Below are 22,453 nucleotides of genomic sequence, written 5' to 3'. Positions count from 1 at the left end.
TTATGAAAAACCAAGTACTTGGGGTGTTGCTGTTGGTGCTTAGTTGGGTTACGCCAGCGCAGGCCAACGTGGTCTTGCCGCGGGTGCTGGCCCACAATATGGTACTGCAACGCAACAAGCCCCTCCCGATTTGGGGCCAGGCCGCGCCCGGCGAAACTGTTGCGGTGCAGTTTGCCGGCCAACAGGTAAGTACCGTGGCCGATGCAGCCGGACGTTGGCAGGTGCTGTTGCAACCTCTGGCGACTTCCAGTACCCCCGCGGAGCTGGTAATTACCGGCCGCAATACTATTCGGCTGCGCAATGTGCTGGTGGGCGAGGTATGGCTGGCTTCGGGACAGTCTAACATGGAGTACACCATGCGCAAGAACAGCAAGGCGACGATTCCGGCCACCGAGGATGCTAGTCCGCTGACGGAGCTGGAGCGCGCTCACAACCCCCTGATTCGCATTTTTCTGGTGAACCGCAAGGAGCTAGTGAAGCCCGACTCGTTGCACCGCGGCTGGAGTGTCGCGCAAGATTCGGCGCTCCGGTCGTTTTCGGCGCCGGCTTATTTCTTCGCTAAGGAGCTGAACCAGCGCTTGAACGTGCCAATTGGCGTTATTTCCTCGGCCGTACCGGGCAGCCGCATCGAGCCCTGGATTGCGGAAGCGGCCTTCCAGCAGGATTCGTACTACGCCACCCAAAAGGTGGACGGTGACCCTGGCAAGTTCTACGAGCCCATGATACGGCCCTTAGTGCCGTTTGCGGTGCGCGGCTTTTTGTGGTACCAGGGCGAAAGCAACTGCTTTCTGGCCGAAACTAGCACCTACACCCACAAAATGAAGACGCTAATCGAAAGCTGGCGTGCGGCCTGGCAAGATTCGGCCCTGCCCTTCTATTACGTGCAGCTGGCGCCCTTCAAGTACTCGGAGTCCAAGGACACCAAGGTGCCCCTCAACCGCGAAACGCTGCCCAGATTCCGCGAAGCGCAAACAGCGGCCCTCCAAATTCCTTATACCGGTGTGATTGTCACAACCGACCTCGTGACCAAACTCGACGATATACACCCACCTTATAAGTGGAAAATCGGGCGGCGGCTGGCGTGGCTGGCGTTGGCCGCCACCTATAAAAAGCACAACGTACCTGTTAGCCCCGTGTACCAAAGCATGGCGGTGAAGGGCAACGAGGCTATTCTCTCGTTTCAGAACTTCCGCAGCAGCCTTGTAAGTGAAAACAAGCAGCCACTCACGGATTTCCAACTAGCGGGGCCCGACGGCGTGTTTCACCCAGGCCAAGCCCGCATCAAAGGCAAGCGGGTACTAGTGTCAGCCACTGGTGTGGCGCAGCCAGTGGCAGTGCGCTTTGGCTGGGATGAGGTAGCCAAGCCAAACCTATTTTCCAAGAGCGGCCTCCCCGTACGCCCGTTTCGCACCGATGCCGCAGCCACGAACCCCACTACGGCTACCACAGAAGTCAGCAAGTAGTCTGAGTGAATTTGCTGTGGCAGCCCAAGTGTCAGACCTCATGCCTTACCACTTCTGGCACAGGGCAAGACAGTATAAGTAAGTATTCACTAACCCTTATCGGACATGCATCAGCATCCGCTTAATCGTCGGGACTTTTTAAAAGCTGGCTCTCTGCTTACGGCTGGTTTGCTCTTGCCTGGGTCAACTTACTCGGCCCGTAGTAAAAAGCTTACTTACAAGATTGCTGTGGTGGACTTGATGATCTTGAAGCGGCAGAAGCTGGGCGCCCTACAGCTGACCAAAGACATTGGGGCTGATGGTGTAGAAATAGACATGGGCGGCCTAGGCCAACGCGAAACCTTTGACAGCCAGTTAGCTAAGCCAGAAATCAGACAGCAATTTCTTGACAAAGCCAAAGAGCTGAACCTGGAAATATGCTCTCTAGCCATGACGGGTTTTTATGCGCAATCCTTCGCCACCCGCCCCACTTATCAGCGCATGGTGCAAGACTGCATCGATACGATGAAGGCCATGAACGTGAAGGTGGCGTTTCTGCCCCTTGGCACGCAGGGCGACTTGGTGAAAAACCCCGAACTGCGCCCGGCCATTGTCGAGCGGCTGAAAGTAGTGGGCCGCATGGCGCAGAAAGCGGGCGTCGTAGTGGGCATTGAAACGGCGCTGGATGCCAAAGGCGAAGTGGAATTGCTGCGCGAAATCGGCTCCAAACACATTCAGATCTACTTCAATTTCTCGAACCCGTTGAAAGAAGGCCGCGACCTGCACCAGGAATTGAAGATTCTGGGCCGCAAGCGTATCTGCCAGATGCACGCTACCGACGAAGACGGGGTATGGCTGGAAAACAACACCCGCCTGGACATGAAGCGCGTGAAACAAACCTTGTCCGAAATAGGCTGGGACGGTTGGCTGGTGATTGAACGCTCACGCGACGCCAACGATGCCCGCAACGTCAAGAAGAACTTTGGCGCCAATACTATCTATCTGAAGTCTATTTTCCAGTCTGGATAAGCTAGTCGCCTTACTCTAGCCTTGTGATTATCAACAGATAGAATAGACGTTTTCAAGCACTTCTGCTTGTGCAAAAGCAACCTGCAAAGAACCTACGCTCGGGCTTAGAACTCTCTACCGAGGCTACTACCAAAGCTCGAAAACAGCACTATTACTACGGGTTAGCAAGCTGACAGGCAGCCCTTCAGCTTATATGATAATATCGTACAACAAGTTGGTTAAAAGCTGTATAGGCTCGCTTTAATGGATACATAACTTGCTGCTGCACTGAAGCAACTCGTTCCGTATGACCCACCCATTACGCAGTCTGTTCTTAGCCGGATTTCTCTCCGCCGCTTCGCTTACGCTGGTTTCCGCTCAAACCACCCAGCCAACCGAAACCAAAGAAGCGGCCTACACTCGCACCATCACCGAACGTGCTGCCAAGATTGTGGCCACGCTCGGGGAACTGGACGCCAAAACTTCAGTGCAAGTGCGGGACGTTATTGCCAACCAGTACCGGCAGCTCAACGACATTCACGAGAAGCAAAAAACGGAGTTGAGCGCGCTGAAAAGCAAGCCCCAGGACGAGGCCACCAAAGCAGAGGCCGCCAAGGTAGATGCCGCCACTACCGCCGCCCTAGATAAGCTGCACGCGCAATACCTGAAAAAGCTGGGCCGCCACCTGACCGCCACCCAAATAGAAAAGGTGAAAGACGGCATGACGTATAGCGTGGCCCCCAATACCATGCGCGCTTACAACGAGATGCTGCCTAACCTAACTGAGGCCCAAAAAGCCCAGATGCTGGCGTGGTTGGTGGAAGCCCGGGAGCACGCTATGGATGCCAGCACATCAGAGAAGAAACACGCGTGGTTCGGCAAATACAAGGGTAAAATTAACAATTACCTCTCGGCGGCTGGCATTGATATGAACCAAGCGGGCAAAGACTGGCAAGCCCGCCGTGCCGCTGAAGCGGGCAAGTAATCGACTTAGAGCATGCGTTTCCTCCCAAATCAACTGCTATGACCCGTTTTGTACCCCAACTTCCCACCCGCCCGCTTAGCGTTAGTCAGCAGGCTGCCTATGCCCTCTTAACTGGTTTTTTGCTTAGTACAGGGGCAGCTAGCGCCGCTGGGGTACACGGCCCCGTCTCGGCCCCTTCCGGGTCGGCTTCCTCACTCTTTATGAACCTGACCGGTACGGTGCGGGATGCCAAGGGCGAAGGAATTCCGGGAGTGAGCGTAGTGATAAAAGGCACCACTACCGGCACCGCCACCGATGCTAAAGGCGTATTCCGCCTCAACGTACCCACCGGCAACGAGACGCTGGTACTCAGCTCTATTGGGTTTAAAAAGCAGGAAATACAAGTAGCGGGCCGCTCCTCGCTTGACGTCGTGCTGGTGGACGATGCAGCCGCCCTCGACGAAGTAGTGGTAGTAGGCTATGGCACGCAGTCCCGAGCAAGTCTGACGGGCGCCGTAGCTACCGTGGACATGAAGGCCATCGAAGAATTGCCGGTAGGCAACCTTTCTACGGCTCTTGCGGGGCAGCAGCCAGGCGTTGGCGTGAGCGGCGGCACCGCCCGTCCTGGCGACAGAGGACAGATTACGGTTCGTAACCCCGTGATTGTCTCTAAAGACGGCGGCACAACTCGCCCGCTCTACGTGATTGACAACGTGGTGCGCACCGAGGAAGACTTCAACCTCCTCGACCAGTCCGAGGTGGAAGCCATTTCCATCCTGAAAGATGCCGCGGCCGCCATCTATGGAGCCCGCTCCAACCAGGGCGTGGTAGTGGTGGCCACCAAGCGGGGCAAAGCCGGGCCGGCCAAGTTCTCCTATAGCGGCTCGGTGGGTATGTCGGATGCCGTGCGCCTGCCCAGCATGATGAGCGGCTTGGAGCAAGCTACGTACCTCAACGACTTCAATCTCTACCGGGGCCGCGCACTCACAGAGCAGATATACTACACCCCCGATGAGTTGGAGCATTTTGCCAGCAACAGCACCAACTGGCTGGAGAAGGCCTGGAAACCAGCCATTGTCACGCGCAATGCCCTGAACGTAAGCGGCGGCAGCGACCGAGCCACATACTTCGCCAGCGTGTCGTATAACCGTCAGAACGGCAACTTCGACAACATCAATTCCGACAAGTGGACGTTCCGGGCCAGCACCGACGTGACGGTAGCCACCGGCCTGAAAGCGGGCCTCTCACTGAGCGGCGACATTTTTAAGCGGCAAACCTACTGGTTCAAGCAGGGCCAAGAAAGCGTGGACAACGACATGAAGTCGTTGCTCTGGACACCTAAGTTCGCGGCGTTCTACATAGATGGCAAACCAGCCTATCAGGCGCAGGGCTCTACCGTCAATACGAACAGCGTGGACGCCGCCCATTTCTTTGAGGTACAGAGGTCGAACAACTACACTTCGCAGCGCAATACCGGCCTGAACCTGACTGCCAATATCGACTACGACATTCCGTTTCTGAAGGGCTTGAAAGCTCGGGTGCTTTATAGTCGCACGCTCGATAACACCTTTGGCAAGCAGTTTGGCACCACCTACGTGGTAACCGAATACAAAGGGCTAGGCCAGAACAACCACATTCCGGGAGGCGAGGTGCTGCAGCAGCGTACGCTCCGAAACGGGGATATGGTAATGATTACGCCGAACTTCACTGACTCGTATCAGTTCAACGGGTACCTAACATACGATCAGCAGTTTGGCCAACATCACGTCTCGGCGCTGGCGTTCTTCGAGCAATCCGAAACCTTCTTCGACCAAACCAAAAGCTACAGGAGTGGTGTCATTCCGGGGGGGCTCGATAACATGCGCTTCGCCACGGGTGAACTGTACACCGAGGAAACCACAACGGAATCGGGCATTCTTTCCTACGCTGGCCGCATCAACTACAACTACGCCAACAAGTACTTCGCCGAGTTGGCGTTGCGCTACGACGGCTCCACCAACTTTGCTCCTGAGTATCGCTGGGGCTTGTTTCCGTCGCTGTCGGCGGGCTGGGTGATTTCAGAAGAAGGATTCTTCCCGAAAAGTGGCGCAGTTAACTTTCTGAAGATACGCGGCTCGGTGGGCTTGCTGGGAGGTGATGCTACCCGCGCCTACAACTGGCAGGAAAACTACCAGTTCTTGAGCGACAAAGGCGCGGTATTTGGCGGCAACGCCAACCGGACGCTTACGGCCTCCCCCAATAACGCCCTGGCTAACCGCCGCGCCCGCTGGGACAACAACGAAAAGTATAACGCGGGTATCGACGCTCGGTTCTTAGACAACCGCCTTTCGTTTAGTGTGGATGGTTTCTACGACCACCGCTACAACATGCTCACCGAAATCAGGGCCTCGGCTCCGCTGGTGATTGGGGCAGCGCTGCCTTCGGAGAACTACGCCATTATAGATGGCTTCGGCACCGAGGTATCGGTAGGCTACGGTGACAAAATCAACGAAGATTTATCGTTCCGGGTGAATTCGTTTTTCTCGTGGAGCGACTCCAAGAACATCAGGGTAGATGTGGAGCGGGGTAAAATCGGGCAGTTCGACGACCCTACCGGCCAATCGCGCGACCCCGGTGTCTTAGGCTTCAAGTACTTGGGCATGTTCCGCAGCGATGAAGAGGTAAAGGAATGGGTGACTGCCAACCCCGGTTACACCTTGTTTGGCGACATACCTAGAGCCGGGATGCTGTACTACGAGGATATCCGCGGCCCCAAAGACGCGTCTGGCAACTACACGGAACGTGATGGCAAAATCACCGAAGACGACGTAACCTATCTCACCAAAAAGGCCAACAACCTCTACGGTATCGGCCTTAACCCCAGCATCACCTACAAAGGCCTGACTGTTCAACTGACGATGGGCATGTCGTTTGGGGGCCAAGACGTGGTGGAAGGCAATGCCCGCAGTGTGGCAACGACTACCGCCAACCGGCCGGAGTTCTGGGCCGACCACTGGACCCCTGAGAATCCGAATGCTAAATACCCGTCGCCGGGAACTGCCAATAGCTACAACCGCACCTCGGAGTTCTGGTTCCGGAATTCGTTTACGGCAAACATGCGCAACGCCACTGTTTCGTACAATTTGCCTACTGCCTTTGTGAGCCGCGCCAACATCAGCAGCGTGAAAATTTTCTTTGTAGCGGTCAACGCCATCAATTTCTACAACCCTTACGACTACAAAGTCTATGGGGGGGCCTACGATGCGTATCCTACGCTACGGTCGTTGTCGCTGGGTTTGAATGTTGGCTTCTAATTTCTATTGCACTCATGAAAATCAACCGCATAGCCACCCTACTCGCTTTCTCGGCCTCCGTGCTGACCATGGCGGGCTGCAAAGACACCCTCGACAAAATCGACCTTGCTTCCGCCAACGAGGAATTGGTTTTCCAGAACGCAGAGCTGGCCTTTCTCAACCTTAGCTTCATCTACGACCAAAACCTACCCGGCTGGTTTGGTGTGACCGGCATTGGTTTGGGCAATGAAAATTCCAGCCGCTTGTCAGAAGAAGCACAGGCAGATCTGAAGTACTTACAGGGGACGATTGTGCAAAACGACGTCACGGATATTGGTGTCGCAATAAACAAAGACAACAACTACGGCCGAATTCGCACAATCAATACGTTCATTCGGGGCCTCGAACGGTCGCCGATTCCAACCCAGCCACGTAACCAGCTCAAAGGCGAAGCCCTTTTCTTCCGCGCGTTCCGCTACTTCGACCTAGTACGGATCTACGGTGGGGTGCCGCTGGTGCTCACGCCGCTACAGGCCGTGGGTGAAGAGGCTCGCAACGAGGCGTACGTGCCGCGCAATTCCACCACCGAGTGCTTCAACCAAATTGTTGCTGACCTGGATTCGGCTATTGCGTACCTGCCCGGCCGGTGGAGCGGCAACAACAACTGGGGCCGCATCACAAGCGGAGCCGCCGCCGCCTTCAAGGCGCGGGCACTGCTCTACGCTGCCAGCCCCCAGTTCAACCGTTCCGATGATGCCACCAAGTGGCAGCGGGCCTTCGCGGCCAGCCAGCAAGCTCGCACCATTCTAACTGCCAACAATTTCCGACTCCACGCGTCCTTTGAAAGATTGTGGTTTGACGAGGTAGGCAACCCAGAGGCAGTACTGGTAACGGGTTACAATAATGGTCCGGGCACGGGAACTAGCAAGAACAACACGTATGACAACGGCACCCGGCCAGCCTACACTGGCACCGGCGGCGGCTCGAACCGCCCCACCTGGGACCTTGTGAAAGCCTTCCCCATGCTCGATGGCAAGAAGCCGGGCGAATCGACCAAGTACCCCTACAACTTGCAGTTGTTTTATAAAAACCGCGACCCCCGGTTCGGTAGAACCATTGCCTATAACGGGGCAAACTGGCCGCTGAATGGCAATGCCAACTACAAGATCTGGACCTATCTCCGGGGCACTACCAGCGTAGAGCCATCTGGCGCTACCAACACCGGTTTCTACCTGCGCAAAGCCATTGATCCAGCCTTGGGCATCAACGATGCGCGGTACTCCGGCAACGACTGGATCGAGATTCGCTATGCCGAAGTACTGCTGAACTTGGCCGAAAGCGCCTGTGGCGTAGGCAACATTGCCGAGGCCTACACGCAGCTCAAAGCCATTCGGGCACGGGCAGGCATTGAAGCAGGTAGCGACGGTAATTATGGCCTGCAAGCCGGCATGAGCCGGGCGCAAATGTTTGATGCCATCCTATACGAGCGGCAGATTGAACTGGCCTTCGAAGGCAAGCGGTTCTGGGATTTGCGGCGCTGGCTCAAGATGGAAACTCTCAACGGCAAGCGCCGCGAAGGCCTGATCATCACCTTGAAGACCACCGGTGTACCTGCTGATTTCGCCACCAACCGCGACAATCTGGACCTCGACTTTGTGTACACCAACTATTTCACTTTAACGACTGCCAATGGCACTCCTACTGTTAGAGTACTAGATTCGCCAGCGAGCTTCCCCAAGGGTATCGACTGGCAATCCAAATATTACTTCTTCGCGCTGCCTCAGCAATCCATCGACAACAACCCGCAATTGATCCAGAACAATACCTGGGGCGGGGCCTTCGACCCGCTGCAGTAAGTGTAAGTAGAGTACCACCCGAACAGAAACTGCCTCCCGTTTCATTGCATGCAACAGCGCGCGATGAAAACGGGAGGCAGTCTTTTGGTAGAAGTAGTCCACCATACTATCCGAACACACCAGCAGGCTTACAGAATCACCTGCAGCTGCATCGTGACTTCAGGCCGGTAGTTGACATCGTTGACGTCGTTGAAATCGGGGCGGGCGCGGTAGTTGAGCGTTACTTTGGCTTGATGGCCGTCGAGCAACACGTTCACCCCACCGTCCATAATGTGTACTTCCTGTATGCCTCCCGCCTCGCGGCGTAGTCCCTCGTAGCGGCCGTGGATATACGACACGTAGGGTTGCAAGCGCACCTTGGGTCCCAGCAGCCGGCGAGGCAGCAGAAACCCGCTCTGGATGGTTTGGGCCGTGCCGGTGCCCACTATGGGCACCGCATTGCCACGCAGCGCCGACGAGCCAGCGCCAGGATTCAGGGTACCGCCGTAGCGCACGTAATTGGGTCCCATGTTGTACTTATAGGCAGCAGCATACACCGAAAAAGCGGTCTGGTTGCGCGAGGCCGTGTCCAGGGGCGTGTCGAAAAAGAGGTCTGCTGACAACACGCTCAAGTCGTGCTTGGCGTACGGAATGGCCCAGGCGTCGGCCGTGGTGGTGGGCAGCGGCGTAGGTGCCTGTTGGGCGCGAGAGTACATGCCTTCGGCGTAGTACATGAATCCCGCGCCAAGGTTGAACACTCGCCGGGCCCCGAGGTAGTTGCCCACTGCAAACGGCACTAGGTTCAGCTCTTTGTCCAGAAATTCCCAGTCGAAGTAGCCTTGTAGCACCTTGCCCCGGCTGCGCGGGTTGAATTGGGCCACATCGGTAGCCAACGTCGCCGGTGAGCTGGTCACGTTGTTGCGAAACGCGTCGTTCACCGATAGCCGGTAGTCGAAGCTGCCCACTCGCCCACGGGCATAAACGCCCAAGCCCCGGCCGGTCTGGTCGATGGCGTCGATGACCGGCGACTGGGTGCCAGGCACATCCAAGGCTATCAGCGAGAAGGCCGCAAAGCTGGTTTGGCGCGAGATGCCGTTGTAGTAGTGCAAGCCACCGCCCGCACTCAGGTACTTGTTTACCTTGTATTCCACCAAGGCATCATGTAGGTGAAACTGGGGCTTCTTGCCGGGGCCGGTTGGTTCGCCGGGCGCGCCCCCCGAAATGGTGCTTTGCCCGTTGATGCCCAACTGCGTAATCACCAAGAAGCGCGGATTAAGCTGCGAAACCAGCAGCACCCGGGAGCGGCGCAAGCCAAAGTCCACCTGGTCGGGCGTGGCTTCCTCGGTGGCTGATACAGTACCGGTGTTGTTCTCACTGTAGCGCACCCACAGCTGGTGAGCCGTCATGATGCGCACGTACTTCGACCCATCGGGCGAGATGTTGATTTTCATGCCGCCCGCATACGGCGCCGATTTGGCGGGCGCGGGGGTAGTCTGCGGCAAGCTTGTTGGGGCGGGGTCGGGCGCTTTGCCCGTGGTGGGCGGCACTACTACCTGCGCATGTGCCCCGGCCACTGCCAGCAGGGCCCCGCTGGTGAGTAGCAAGCGTAATGACTTGATCATCAGAATAAAACCGGGAAAGTGGGAGTTAAAGAAAAGGTACGGCTCCGCCTAACTAGCCAGGCGTGCCGGCAAGCGGAAGGTGGTGCGGCCAAGGCGGCCCCCGAAACAAGTAGGTTGTGTTTGCTGACGGCCAGCGGCTTGGCTACCGTCAGCTTGTCAACTACACTGGCACTTCTACGCGCGGCAGCAGCGCAGCAGGCTCAGGCGTTTGCTCCTCGGGCACGGAGCGCCCCTGCAAGGCCAACTGGTGACGAGCTTCGTCGAATTCGCCTTCACTCTTGGCCACTACCAGCGTCGCAACCCCGTTGCCGATGACGTTGGTAATAGCCCGTGCCTCACTCATAAACCGGTCTACGCCGAGCAGTAGCGCTACGCTTTCGACGGGTATCACCTTGGTAGCTGCTAGCGTGGAAGCCAGCACGATGAAGCCTGAGCCCGTCACGCCGGCAGCTCCTTTGCTGGTTACTATCAGAATAGCAATGAGGGTGAGCTGCTGGGTGAGTGAAAGCGGGATATTGAAGGCCTGCGCCAAGAATATCACGGCAATCGACAGGTAGATGGAGGTGCCATCCAAGTTGAACGAGTACCCGGTTGGGATAACCAGCCCGGCCACGGAACGCGAGCAGCCGTAACGTTCCATCTTATCAATCATGCGTGGCAGCGCCGACTCCGACGACGACGTACCAAGCACGAGCAGAATCTCTTCTTTGATGAAGCGCAGGTACGGCCCCAACCGCAGCTTGTAATAGCGCAGTATCAGGTTGAGGACCACGAAAATGAACAGGAACATGGTGGCGTACACCACCAGCATCAGCTTGCCCAGCGGCAGCAGCGTGGCAATGCCGTATTTGCCAATGGTGAAGGCCATGCCTCCGAACGCCCCGATAGGCGCCAGCTTCATCACCATGGCCAGCACCCCAAACATGGCATGCGACAACCGGTCGAAGGTTTTAACCAACGGCTGCGCGTACTCGCCCATGCGGTTGAGGGCCAGACCAAACAGCACCGAGAATAGCAACACTTGCAGAATGTCGCCCTTGGCAAAGGCGCCCACCACGTTGTCGGGCACGATGTGGGTGAAGAATTCCACCCAGTTCATTTCGCCAGCCTGCGAGGTGAACTTAGCAGCCTCTTCGGCTTTTTTGCTGTCTTGCATCACCGCTTGCGCCGTTTCCTGCACTCCCGCACCGGGCTGGGTGAGGTTGGCCACCACAATGCCGATGCCCAAGGCCAGCGTAGTTACGATTTCAAAGTACAGCAACGCCTTCCCCCCAACGCGGCCCACCTTTTTCATGCTGCCCATTCCCGCTATGCCGAGCACCACCGTCAGGAAAATAATGGGCGTAATCAGCATCTTGATCAGACTGATAAACGTGTCGGCCACTGGCTTGAGGGCGGCACCAAACGCGGGGAACAGAGCGCCCACCGCAACGCCTAGGGCAATGGCCGTAAGAACCTGTACAGTGAGGTTGGAAAACAGTCGTTTCATGGTCGGGAGGGGGTAAAGCGGTGGGTGGATTGACGAGCCACACCATTCAAATCAAGCGAAAAATGCCTGATCCTATACGCGGAGTGGGTAGCCTAGGAGGCAAAGCAGAAAAAAGGAAACGCTACGTAAGCACGAAAAAACGGTGGTTAGACGGCCACGGCTGCCAAGTAGAGCAACGCGTCAGCAGAAGAGAAGAAAACTTACCCGCTATTGCATGGCTAGCCCGCTTGCTCTTCGTCGAGGCAGGAAGCAGTGCGTGTTTCGGGCAGGGCCAGAAAGAGCAGCAAGGAAACAGCAATACAGCCGGCGATATACCAGTAGAAGTACGATTCGTGTCCGGCGCCTTTACACCATAGGGCAATGTATTCGGCCGTGCCCCCGAACACCGCCACCGTCAGCGCGTGGGGCAATCCAATGCCTAGCGCCCGAATTTCCACCGGAAATAGTTCCGCTTTCACTACGGCATTGATGGCACTGTAGCCACTAACAATGGTGAGAGCCACAGCCAGCAAGGCCAGCGCCACCCACGGGTTGGTGGTAGTACTCAGGGCCGTGAGGAGCGGTACGGTACCGAGCGCACCCAGCACGCCGAACCCGAGCAATAAAGGCCGGCGGCCAATGCGGTCCGACAAACTGCCGAACAAGGGTTGTAACGCAGCAAAGAAAATCAGGGACAGAAAGCAGGTGTTGGTGGCCGCCGCTTTCGGCATGTGCGCCGTGTTCACCAAGAACTTCAGCATGTATGTAGTGAAGGTGTAGAAAGCCAGCGTGCCGCCCATCGTCAGCCCTACCACCAGCAAGATGGCCCGCGGGTGCCGGCGTAGCTGCCGCAGACTACCCCGCTGCTCTTCGGGCAAACGCTGCTGCGTGACAAATACCTCGGTTTCGGTCAGGTTCTGGCGCAGGTACAAGGCCACTAGGGAGAAAACAGCACCCAGCACAAACGGAATGCGCCAGCCCCAGCTGAGTAGTTGTGCCTCAGTCAGGAGCACATTCTGCAGCACCAACTGAATACCCAACGCTAATAGCTGGGCGCTAATCAGGGTGAAGTACAGGGCGCTGGAATAGAAGCCCCGGCGGTGCGGAGCCGCCATTTCGCTGAAGTACGTGGCCGACACACCGTACTCCCCTCCCACGCTCAGGCCCTGAAGCAACCGAGCCGTAAGCAGCATCACGGGGGCCACGATGCCCACGGTCTGGTAGGTGGGCGTGAGGGCAATCAGCAGGGAGCCCAACGACATCAGCAGCACCGACAAGGTCATGGACTGCTTGCGCCCCACTTTGTCGGCAATGCGCCCGAACATCCAGCCGCCGATGGGCCGCATTAGAAAGCCGAGGGCGAAGATGCCCGCCGTTTGGAGCAGTTGCGCGGTGGTATCGTCGGAGGGAAAAAACGAAGCCGAGAAGTACAGGGAAAACGAAGAGAAAACGTACCAGTCGTACCACTCCACCAGGTTGCCTACCGAGCCGCTAAATATGGCTTTAAGGCGTCGGCGCGAAACTTTCTCCACTGTGCCATCGGCCCCCAAGTTCGGAGACAGAGCAGAAGCCGGATGAGCAGTAAGTGAGGTCACGAAGCCGACAAGTCAAGTGAAAAACAGGAACCGCAGTATCAAGTAAGTGCTTACTCACTAGACGATACTTAGCAAATGAACAACTTGATTTTGAAGGAATTTGGTAGAAAAGTTAAGTTCACCATGAAATTTCACTGTTCCATCTTTCAAATTTCCTCTTTCAGTCAGCTTGTTTCACTGCCACAGTTATGCAAATACCACCCGAATGCGGTGCCAGCCCTCAGCATAAGTGTAGTCGATACGATGGCCGTACAGCTCACTGATTCGCCTGACGATGGCCAAGCCAATGCCAATGGAATCCAAGGCCGCATTGCCCTTTTTGAAACGGCCGAACAGCTCTTCCACCGGCACAGTAGGTGCGTAGCCGGTGTTTTGCAGGTGCAGTTCGGTAGCAGTCAGCTCAACCAGGATTTCACCGCCGGGTAGGTTGTGCCGAATGGCATTGCTGAACAGATTGTTGAGCAGCAATTGGGCCAGCGACTCATCCAGCGCCACCACCACACCCGGCGTGATATGCAATGTGGTGCGCAGGTTTTTCATCTCAGCCAAGTCGGCAAAAGCAGCTTCCGTGGCAGGTACCAGCAAACTCAGATCCGTGCGGGCCGCCGGGTGCGACTCGAAATTCTCTAGCTTGGCCAGCAGGGTGAGCGAATGGTTGATTTTGGCTAAGCGCTCCAATTCGTCGTGCATGGCCGTGAGCATCAGCAACTGCTTTTCCGTCAAGTCGGAATCCATGAGCAGCTCGATTTTGGCCTTCATGCTGGCAATTGGTGTTTGTAGCTCATGAGAGGCGTTTTCCGAGAATTCCTTAAGGCCTTGGTAGTCGCTCTGGGCCCGGCTGGTCATCTTCAGCAGAAACTCGTTGAGGGCATTGAACTCGGTGGTACGGCTGGGCTGCAGCGCCATCGTGGTTTTCTGGTTGAGTTGGAAACGCTGGATTCCTTGCAGAATAGCATTAAACGGCTTGAGTATGCGCCAAGAAATCACCTCGCTCAGAATCACTACCAACGCCAACAAAAACACGAACGTCCAGGCGAATACCAGCACAATACCGGTTAAGTACTCGTCGCTGGGTTCCACCACCACGGCCTTGCTAGTCACGTGGTAGTGCTTGCCGGCCACCACGGGGTAGGTGGTCAGGCGCACCGTACGCACCATAGACTGCAACGTAGCGTCCCATTCGTCGCGCACTTCCACCAGCGACGGATGCCGTAGCGTGTCGGTGGGAGCACCTACCCGGATGCGTACATGCGTGCGAGCCGGGTGGCGAGAATAGTCGCGGCCGCTACGCAGTTGGGCTGTCACTACGGAATTGAGGTGGCGCAGCTTGCCAATAGTGGTTTGCGTGACACTGCGCGACAAGGCCGCGTACACAATAGCAAAGCCGATAGACAGCACAAACAAGCTGATAACCGCGTAGGCCAGGGTGTAGCGGTGGTTGAGCTTCACTAGGTGGCCGCGTTAAGCTTGTAGCCCAGCCCATACACCGTACTGATGTAGTCTTTGCCGCCCGCATCGGTGATTTTCTTGCGCAGGTTTTTCACGTGCTGGTACACAAAGTCCACGCTGTCGAGGTTGTCGGTGTAGTCGCCCCAGAGGTGCGCAGCAATAGCCTGGCGGGTGAGCATGCGGCCTTTGTTGTTGATGAAGTACAGCAGCAAATTAATTTCCTTGCGCGTGAGGTTGAGCAGCTTGCCTTTCACGCGGCATTCCATCGAGTCCAAATCGGCCGTGAGGTCCTCGAAAGTCAGGACGTTGTTTTTGTGGGGGCTGCGGCGGCGCATGATGGCCTTGATACGAGCGTGCAACTCAGGCAGCGGGAAAGGCTTGATGATGTAGTCGTCGGCTCCTTCGCTCAACCCCGTCAGCTTGAAATCCAGCGCGTTTTGCGCTGAAATAATGATGACGCTGCTTTCTACCCCATCCTTGCGCAACAGCTTGAGTAGGTTGATGCCGTTGCCATCGGGCAGCATGATGTCGAGCAGCACGCAGTCGTAGGTGAACAGAATCAGCTTTTCCCGAGCTTCATCAAAGGTCGTGGCTACCTCACACAGGTAGTGCTCCTGGGTAAGATAGGTAACGATGCTTTGAGCCAGTTCGGCGTGGTCTTCGACCAGCAGGATTTTCATGAAGCAATGCGCACGTAAGAGCACTAAAAGTAGTGAAATCACGCACACTCCATCTTAAGGCGTACCCGGTGCTGCAGCCAACAGCATGCTGCCAAGCCGCAGCTTACCCAAATGAGCAGCTGTGTGAGCCGCCTACCTGTTTACGTGACCTTTCCAACTCCTGCATGCAGTAGCGCAACTGCTCTCGTTAATCCAAAGCATTAGAAACTACTAAACGGCTTCCGCCCTGATGTTCTGTAGCAGGATGGAAGCCGTTTAGTAGCCTCACAGTACTAGTCCGCAGACTCAAATAGGTTGCTCTACACTTACCGAGATTATGTTCTTGAGCTCCTCTATGTCGACTAACAGGTCAGACTGGTTAAGCAGGCTACTATCCGTACTCTCACACGGCACGCAGAAGTACGGCAGTGAGAAACAGGATGCCAACCTGAAGTAGCACAGGTCACCGTTGTCACGGTTCAATAGCTCTATCACCTTTGCTTCCGGAGGCAAGAACATCAGATTGGTCATGCTGGCTCCGTGCGTACCCATGAAGATGGTAGTCTCACGCATGAGCTGTATCTGCTCCAGAAAAGTCAGCTTCTCGAAGAACACAGTCTCAAACCCGTGCATAGACAACAGCTGCTCTAGCTCGTCTTCATTGGCCAAACGCCTCACCGATTGAGTGGCCCGAGAAGCGTAAATCCTTCTAGTTGGGGTAACATCTTCCGCGCAAAGGGAGGCAATAAGCTCTCTTTGCACTTGCCTTATCAAGTCTGGTTTCTGGAAAAGTGATTCGGCAGTAAGCTCTGCTAATACCACCTGCTTCGCCTTCAGAATTTGTCTGGTAGTTAACGGGTATAGCTTATCAAACCCGAACACAGAAGTACTCTTGTTTATATAATCCGGCAGCTGTTTAGGGGGAAGAGGCTGCGGTACCAGAAGCAAATAGCCAGGATATTGATTGCGTAGTATTAATAATCTAGGGAGCGTATCTACTAGCCAATGGTAATAATTTTCTGCAGACCACTGATTATGCGCAACTGCAATTCCAGGCTCCGATTCGGGCAATTCCACTCGCTCACCAAACCACTGCCTTAGCAAGAAAGTATCTTGGAATCTACTTTTAAACTCAGGGCGAACTAAGCTTGGAACAAATATTTGCAAGTCTTTGAAAACTGCACCATCCCAAGACACATATACGTTTTGAACAGAATATATTTTGTGATGCTCGAATTCGATTTCCTTCTTGAAGGCGGTAGCAAACGCCGACGGTAACATGTCATAGTTAGCGGGCAAGGCGGGCAAGTGCGTTGGAGCAGGCGGAACTATATCCACTATCCGATATTTTTTCCATGCTGGCATCAACATAGAAACCTTTCTGGTGCTAGAGTCAAAAAAGCCTTTTACCAGACTATAGACAGGATACTTTTTCATTTAAACTCAATTGGTGCAACAAACGGCTATGCGCAGCGCCTTTTTAGTGCACTACTGCTGTTCCTTGTATTTTGTATTTTAAATCTAGCACTGATTTGTAATACTCTTTAATGCGGCTGAAATTTCGAACGAAATCATAGAGCGTTAACAACTGGTGCCACCCGTATTTTATATACAGTTTATCCCCGTTGAACAACGCTTTTATATATTTTATTGATAGTACGTGCTTTAAAAACCCTAGGCTCATATAAATGAAATCCTTTATCAGATTTATTGTCAGCGTGTCCTTGGATTTAACTCGTCCCCACAAAGCGTTTCGATATGCCCCCAAACGCCCAGCCGACCAAACAGAAGCGTAGAACAGCTTGTCCCGGTAAGCGGGTGTCAATCGACCAGCAGTCATATGGTGTTGCAGATACAGGTGCGAGGAGTACCAAACCTCATAGCCTAGCAGCTGCGCCACGTAGCACAGCTCGTCATCCTCACCCGCTGTTAAGTTCTTGGTACCCTGTCGGCCACTGAAAAGGCTGGCAAAGCCAACTTCTTCTAGTTTATGCCATAGGTCTGTTCTTACAAACATACCTGCACCCCAAAGCACATTGCGCCCTGCGTTACCTTCCCTAAGTGGCTGAAAAGCCCCGCCCACGTAGTCGATCTGCTCCCCTACGGCATAGCAATGCTGGAACGCGTTGAACCAGCTTGGTGGATTACCTTCAAACGTTGCACTGTTTCTCCCGCCTAGCATCCCAATGGCAGGGTTTGCCTGCATCTGGTCGAATCCTATCTGAAGATAATCGGGGTTAAGACGGTTGTCGTCGTCTACGATGCACGCATACAAGTACTGCGCCTTGCTGAAGGCCACCTCGACGGCAAAATTCTTACCGGGCCGAGGCTCCGAAAAAACTCGCAACGATGCGGGTGCTCCCACTTGTTCCCAGCTGCGTTTCGCTACCTCACTCGTGCCATCAGTGCTGGCATTGTCCACTACTATAACTTCCCACGCAATGGGCGTAGAGGTTACCTGATGAGCCAAACAAGCCAACGTTTCAGCAATACGGGCTGCTCCGTTGTACGTGCACACCAAGAAAGAAACGCCAACAGGTTGAGCAATCATACTTATAGTACTTAATAAGGCAACTACTTAATAGTATATCAGCCAACCCAAAATCGGAGGTTACTGACCAGAGCTATCAGCTTACAAAGGTAAGGCAGCTTTCAATTTCTGTTCAAGCTGGTCTTATAAGCCTTCTTCGTGCCTATTAACTCCAGGCAGGACGTTAGGCTATCTATACTTTCAGGTTTTCAACTAGGATGTGCCCACAACCCAACAGCAAGTCAGTGAATATCCTTGCTAGACTTGCTGAGAAGCTTTAATGATGTTCAGGAAGTTCTCTTCGGGAGTAGCATCTGTAATGGCTATTGCGTGCTTGAACGCATGCTCGCCCATCTCCTTGAGTCTAGCCCGGCTATTCCACAGTTTCTCCAACCCCTCGGCCAGATACTTTGCTTTCGCCACTGGTACCAGAAACCCCGTCTCTCCTTCCTTTACATACAAGTCCACAGCACCTACGTCGGTGCCCACAACGGCCCGGCCCGAAAGCATGGCTTCCACCACTACCATTGGTACGCCTTCCGTTACAGAAGACAAAACAAGCGCTTGACTGGCTTCCCAGATTCCGTCAACATCACTCACGTGGCCTTCCAACGTCACCTTGCCTTGCAAGCCGTATGACGCAATAAGATGGTGCAGGTATTGCGTATGAGGCCCAGTACCGTAAATTCTAAGCAGAAAGTCGCGCTCTTTCCAAGCTGCGCCATTCAACGCCTCCAGCATCAGGTCCTGGCCTTTGAAGCTACAGTCCAGGGATCCTACAGAAGCCATCAACAGCCTCTCGGAAGTGGGAAAGGGCTTGATAAAGGCTTTGCGAATATTAACTGGGTTGGCTACCACTTGCGCGCCCCGTATAGGGTGGGCTAACTGACGTTCGGCCCCTCTCCAGTTGCGTTCTGATACAAAAAGCACTCGGGCTGCTTTTTCAAGTACGCGGATAGCATACTCCCGCTGCTGTTCGTCCAGAATGTCGCCGTAATCAAGCGTGTTGTGCGCCAATATGATGTAGGGCTGGCCAGTAGCTAGGATATGGTCTGTCACAGGGCGTAGCCGAATGAAATCCCATATCGAACCATTAGAGATAATGCAAACGTCTGCCTCTACGCTCGGCAACATCTCTATTTTTCGCTTCTTGACACGCAATTTAACGGCTATTCTATCCAAGAGAGCAGTACTCTCACCGTAGTAGAATTTGGTGCTAACTCCCGCCTCCCGCAGCTTCAAAAGCCGAGGCGACAGGGGGTCCCACCCATACGTCAGGGTTTCCACCTTGTGGCCTTCACTTAAAGCTCGTAACGCCGTCTTAGACCAAAGCTCTTCACTACCGCCCCAATTGGCACCGCGCATCAACGAAACGAATGCTATTTTCATTAATCCAGATTTATTACTTGGCCGATCGGGCTGCAAACCATTTGGCAATACTAGTTGGTAAAACGTAGTGCTTTACCATTTGCCGCACTACATCCTTGTTCAACTTCTGACCATTGTGATACGCTAATACTAAGCATTTGCGCGCTGCGGCTTGGTCCCATTGACTGTTGTAGTAATGAACTCCCTCCCAAGCAACGTAGCGCACAAACGCCCGCAATTCAGCAGGTGAAACTTGAATTGCGTAACGCGTAGGACGGAAGTTGGAGAAGGTTGGGATAAAATGGCTGGCGAATTTCAGCAACACCTCATGTTGCTGCATGCTGTACAACACATTGTAATATACCTTCCATACGTCGCCATGAAACTTCTCCCCTTCTGCCACTGACTTCGAAGAATCGTGTAGACGGAAGTAAGAAAAGAGCCCTTCCGATAGCAGCACTTTGCGTTGGCCTGCTACTAGCAAGTACCGATACCATAAATCCAGATCCATTGTATATCGGAACTGCTCATCAATTCCTAGCTGCTTTATAACAGATGCCTTGAAGTAAGTGGATGGCTGGTTTATCTGGTTCAGAGAAATTGTGTCACCGACTGTAGCCCCTATTCCCATACGCATATTGCGCAGGTCTAAATGGTCCAGATCATGCAGGAAGAAGTCACAGTAGCCGCATATGGCGTCGTACTTTTCCAAGTCAAACTCGGCAGCAATACGCTGGAATGTACCCGGCGCAACTATATCATCACTGTTGATCCAATTTATAATATCGCCAGTAGCAACCTCTAATCCTTTTTGAATAGCATGGCTTTGGCCACGGTCCTTTTCACTTACCCAATATGTAATCCAAGACTCGTATTTTCGAATAACTTCGACAGTATTGTCAGAACTACCAGCATCAATTATAATAAGCTCGAAATTCGAATACTCCTGCGCAATGATAGATTTGATAGTTTCCTCAAGGTATTGGCCTTGGTTGTAACTTGGAGTTATAATTGATATTTTCGGAAACTGTTTACGACTAAACACAATATGATTCTGTTTTTGGAACAATAGCCAACCATTCATGCATGATGTTGATAGCGGCTGTTACGAAGGTGAATGCACAATGTGTTTAATTTCAGTCTTGACTTTTTTAGAGCTAGCTAAGCATTAGCTATAGCTGCTTGGTACACAGCCAAGGTTTCAGCCCTACATCTATCCCAACTAAATTCCGCAAAGCGTTTTTTGCCTTTGTTTATCAAGTCGCTTTTCAAGCTCGAATCATACAAAACCGAACGGACAGCGTCTTGAATTGCTAGTGAGTTCTTTGGGTCAAAATACAAAGCAGCATCTCCTCCTACTTCAGGCAACGACCCTCCAGTGCTTGAAACAACCGGACACTCACTGGCAAATGCTTCTAAAAGCGGAAGCCCAAATCCCTCATATAAAGACGGAAATATAAATAATTCAGCATTCTGATATACCCAAGCTAGCTCACTATCATCCTCCAGATAGATGCTTTTAATTTGACTGCCAATATTGAAATCTTTGAAAAAAGATTGTTCTTCTTTGGTAAAGGGATGCCCTGTACAAAGAATATGTAATGACTTATCATCTTTCAGAATAGATGTCAAAGACATTACCATAAAGTAAAAGTTTTTATATAATCCCCTATTACCTACAAAAAGCACATACTTATTTACGCCTTCAGGAATATTAGGACGCTTCGCCACAATTTTGTTGAAATCAGAAGCCAGATGAGTTACATGCACCTTGTCTTCATTAATTCCAAATATATCCACTAAGTCTTCTTTAGTTTTATGCGATATTGCTATTATCATACTAGCTTTATTACACAGAACTAACTTATTGTGAGAAATAGGATCGTTTAGAGAAAAATTCTCTTTATACACCTCATGAATCATATCATAGACAGTCAACACAAATGGTTTATCAGTGTATCTATCGAAATAATCTCCATAATAGGTAGGGTGTAACAAATCAAAATTATCACCCCTGATTTGCTCTTCGGCTTTTACTGGAAGCTCTCTGCTATGTACTTGAGTAGATGCTCCTATCTTCCTTTTCAAGAATCTAGTTCCTCTTGCTAATAGATTATTTTTCTGTACTGGTTGATCTTCAATGAAAAGAGCAGGATCGACACGCATCACATCTATTTCAGAAGAATGCATTTTCATTATCTCATTGAAATAACGACTAATACCACCGAACTTCTGTAAAACAAATATCTGATGATCAAACAGTACTTTCATGGCTTTACTTTAAACGCTGCTCCCAATAAGTTAGTATGTCCCTCAAGCTTGCATCGATCGAATATGAGGGATACCAACCCAATTCATCCTTTATTTTTTTATTACTTCCAATGATAATTGGATTATCTGACGGTCTTATAAGTTCCTTATCAATACTGTACTCTACTTCAATGCCAGCAATCGACATCATCATATGCAATATTTGTTTCAGAGAATATCCGTTGCCACTGCAAATATTATACACCTGCCCCCCTATACCATTCTGCATAAGAAGCATATATGCTTTTACTACATCTCTCACATCAAGAAAATCCCTTACTATATCTAAGTTTCCAACTTTGATATTAGGTATAAGACCGGCTTTGTAAGCAACAATCTGCTTGGCAAAAGACGAAACAACGAAGTTCTCTTTCTGTCCAGGGCCAATGTGATTGAAAGATCTTGTCATGATGATATCCAACCCATACCCCCGATTATATACTTTGCTTAGTAATTCTTGTGATACTCTTGCTACAGCGTATGGGCTGATAGGATTTAGTGTAGCCTCTTCTGTTAACGGAATACTCTCAGGATCAACAATGCCATATTGTTCTGATGACCCTATAGAAAGTATTTTACATTCTGTATTTAATGCTCTGACGCTTTCAATAAGATTTAAAAAAATATTTGTATTATTTTGAAAGCTCTCAATAGGCTTCTGCCAGCTGTATGAAACGCTGCTGTCAGATGCCAAGTGAAAAATGTAATCTGGCCGAGTAAGATAAAGGACTTCCCGTAAATGCTCTTTATCGTTTAAATCTAACTTAACTAATTTGACATGTAAGTTTTTACGTATTTTGGACTCAAAGTTATAAGAACGGGACAGACCAATAACCTCGTACTGGTCTGCAATGTCATTCAATAAATCCAGCAAGTACTCGCTAACAAACCCAGAAAAACCAGTTATCAATATTCTTTTCATCAAAAAAAT

16 protein-coding genes are annotated in these 22,453 nt (G+C 52.6%); 5 read left to right on the top strand and 11 right to left on the bottom strand.

Annotated features, from left to right (window positions below; translation table 11 throughout):
- Positions 1–2 precede the first annotated feature (2 nt).
- From MTX78_RS04995 to MTX78_RS04975, 5 genes are all read left to right on the top strand, one after another.
- Complete coding sequence (locus MTX78_RS04995) at positions 3–1,463, top strand: sialate O-acetylesterase (RefSeq protein WP_243800459.1); 1,461 nt, start codon at positions 3–5, stop codon at positions 1,461–1,463.
- 105 nt (positions 1,464–1,568) lie between these two features.
- Complete coding sequence (locus MTX78_RS04990) at positions 1,569–2,471, top strand: TIM barrel protein (protein ID WP_243800458.1); 903 nt, start codon at positions 1,569–1,571, stop codon at positions 2,469–2,471.
- Positions 2,472–2,757: 286 nt separating this feature from the next.
- Positions 2,758–3,435: a DUF3826 domain-containing protein gene (locus MTX78_RS04985; RefSeq protein ID WP_243800457.1), complete on the top strand. Its 678-nt coding sequence runs from the start codon at positions 2,758–2,760 to the stop codon at positions 3,433–3,435.
- Between the two features lie 38 nt (positions 3,436–3,473).
- Positions 3,474–6,707: a SusC/RagA family TonB-linked outer membrane protein gene (locus tag MTX78_RS04980; protein WP_243800455.1), complete on the top strand. Its 3,234-nt coding sequence runs from the start codon at positions 3,474–3,476 to the stop codon at positions 6,705–6,707.
- Between the two features lie 14 nt (positions 6,708–6,721).
- On the top strand, positions 6,722–8,542 hold the full coding sequence (locus MTX78_RS04975) for a RagB/SusD family nutrient uptake outer membrane protein (RefSeq protein ID WP_243800453.1): 1,821 nt from the start codon (positions 6,722–6,724) through the stop codon (positions 8,540–8,542).
- Between the two features lie 128 nt (positions 8,543–8,670).
- On the opposite strand, the gene MTX78_RS04970 is transcribed toward MTX78_RS04975, so the two are convergent.
- From MTX78_RS04970 to MTX78_RS04920, 11 genes are all read right to left on the bottom strand, one after another.
- Positions 8,671–10,143 carry a hypothetical protein gene (locus tag MTX78_RS04970; RefSeq protein ID WP_243800451.1) on the bottom strand — a complete coding sequence of 491 codons (1,473 nt, stop codon included), beginning with the start codon at positions 10,141–10,143 and terminating at the stop codon, positions 8,671–8,673.
- Positions 10,144–10,303: 160 nt separating this feature from the next.
- A complete protein-coding gene (locus MTX78_RS04965; protein WP_243800449.1) occupies positions 10,304–11,632 on the bottom strand; it encodes a dicarboxylate/amino acid:cation symporter in 1,329 nt (442 codons plus the stop codon).
- A gap of 218 nt (positions 11,633–11,850) precedes the next feature.
- Entirely contained in the window at positions 11,851–13,206 is a 1,356-nt protein-coding gene (locus tag MTX78_RS04960) for an MFS transporter (protein ID WP_243800448.1), read from the bottom strand.
- Between the two features lie 186 nt (positions 13,207–13,392).
- The gene (locus MTX78_RS04955) at positions 13,393–14,655 is read right to left on the bottom strand and encodes a sensor histidine kinase (RefSeq protein ID WP_243800446.1); all 1,263 of its coding nucleotides are present in this window, start codon (positions 14,653–14,655) and stop codon (positions 13,393–13,395) included.
- The gene (locus MTX78_RS04950) at positions 14,655–15,335 is read right to left on the bottom strand and encodes a response regulator transcription factor (protein ID WP_243800444.1); all 681 of its coding nucleotides are present in this window, start codon (positions 15,333–15,335) and stop codon (positions 14,655–14,657) included. Before MTX78_RS04950 ends, MTX78_RS04955 begins: the two co-directional genes overlap by 1 nt.
- Positions 15,336–15,620: 285 nt before the next feature.
- Positions 15,621–16,751, bottom strand: coding sequence for a glycosyltransferase family 61 protein (locus MTX78_RS04945; RefSeq protein ID WP_243800443.1), 1,131 nt, complete (start codon positions 16,749–16,751; stop codon positions 15,621–15,623).
- A 43-nt stretch (positions 16,752–16,794) separates the two neighbouring features.
- Positions 16,795–17,865, bottom strand: a complete 1,071-nt coding sequence (locus MTX78_RS04940) for a glycosyltransferase (RefSeq protein ID WP_243800441.1) — start codon at positions 17,863–17,865, stop codon at positions 16,795–16,797.
- A gap of 237 nt (positions 17,866–18,102) precedes the next feature.
- Entirely contained in the window at positions 18,103–19,233 is a 1,131-nt protein-coding gene (locus tag MTX78_RS04935; protein ID WP_243800440.1) for a glycosyltransferase family 4 protein, read from the bottom strand.
- Positions 19,234–19,246: 13 nt separating this feature from the next.
- On the bottom strand, positions 19,247–20,296 hold the full coding sequence (locus tag MTX78_RS04930) for a glycosyltransferase family 2 protein (RefSeq protein ID WP_243800438.1): 1,050 nt from the start codon (positions 20,294–20,296) through the stop codon (positions 19,247–19,249).
- A 77-nt stretch (positions 20,297–20,373) separates the two neighbouring features.
- Positions 20,374–21,483 carry a glycosyltransferase family 4 protein gene (locus MTX78_RS04925; RefSeq protein ID WP_243800436.1) on the bottom strand — a complete coding sequence of 370 codons (1,110 nt, stop codon included), beginning with the start codon at positions 21,481–21,483 and terminating at the stop codon, positions 20,374–20,376.
- A 4-nt stretch (positions 21,484–21,487) separates the two neighbouring features.
- Positions 21,488–22,444 carry a GDP-mannose 4,6-dehydratase gene (locus MTX78_RS04920; protein WP_243800435.1) on the bottom strand — a complete coding sequence of 319 codons (957 nt, stop codon included), beginning with the start codon at positions 22,442–22,444 and terminating at the stop codon, positions 21,488–21,490.
- Positions 22,445–22,453: the final 9 nt, after the last annotated feature.

It is taken from the genome of Hymenobacter tibetensis, from assembly GCF_022827545.1.
GTDB classification, from domain to species: Bacteria; Bacteroidota; Bacteroidia; order Cytophagales; family Hymenobacteraceae; genus Hymenobacter; species Hymenobacter tibetensis.
Note: the sequence above shows the minus strand (reverse complement) of the source record. Positions and strands in the feature narration are given on the sequence as shown.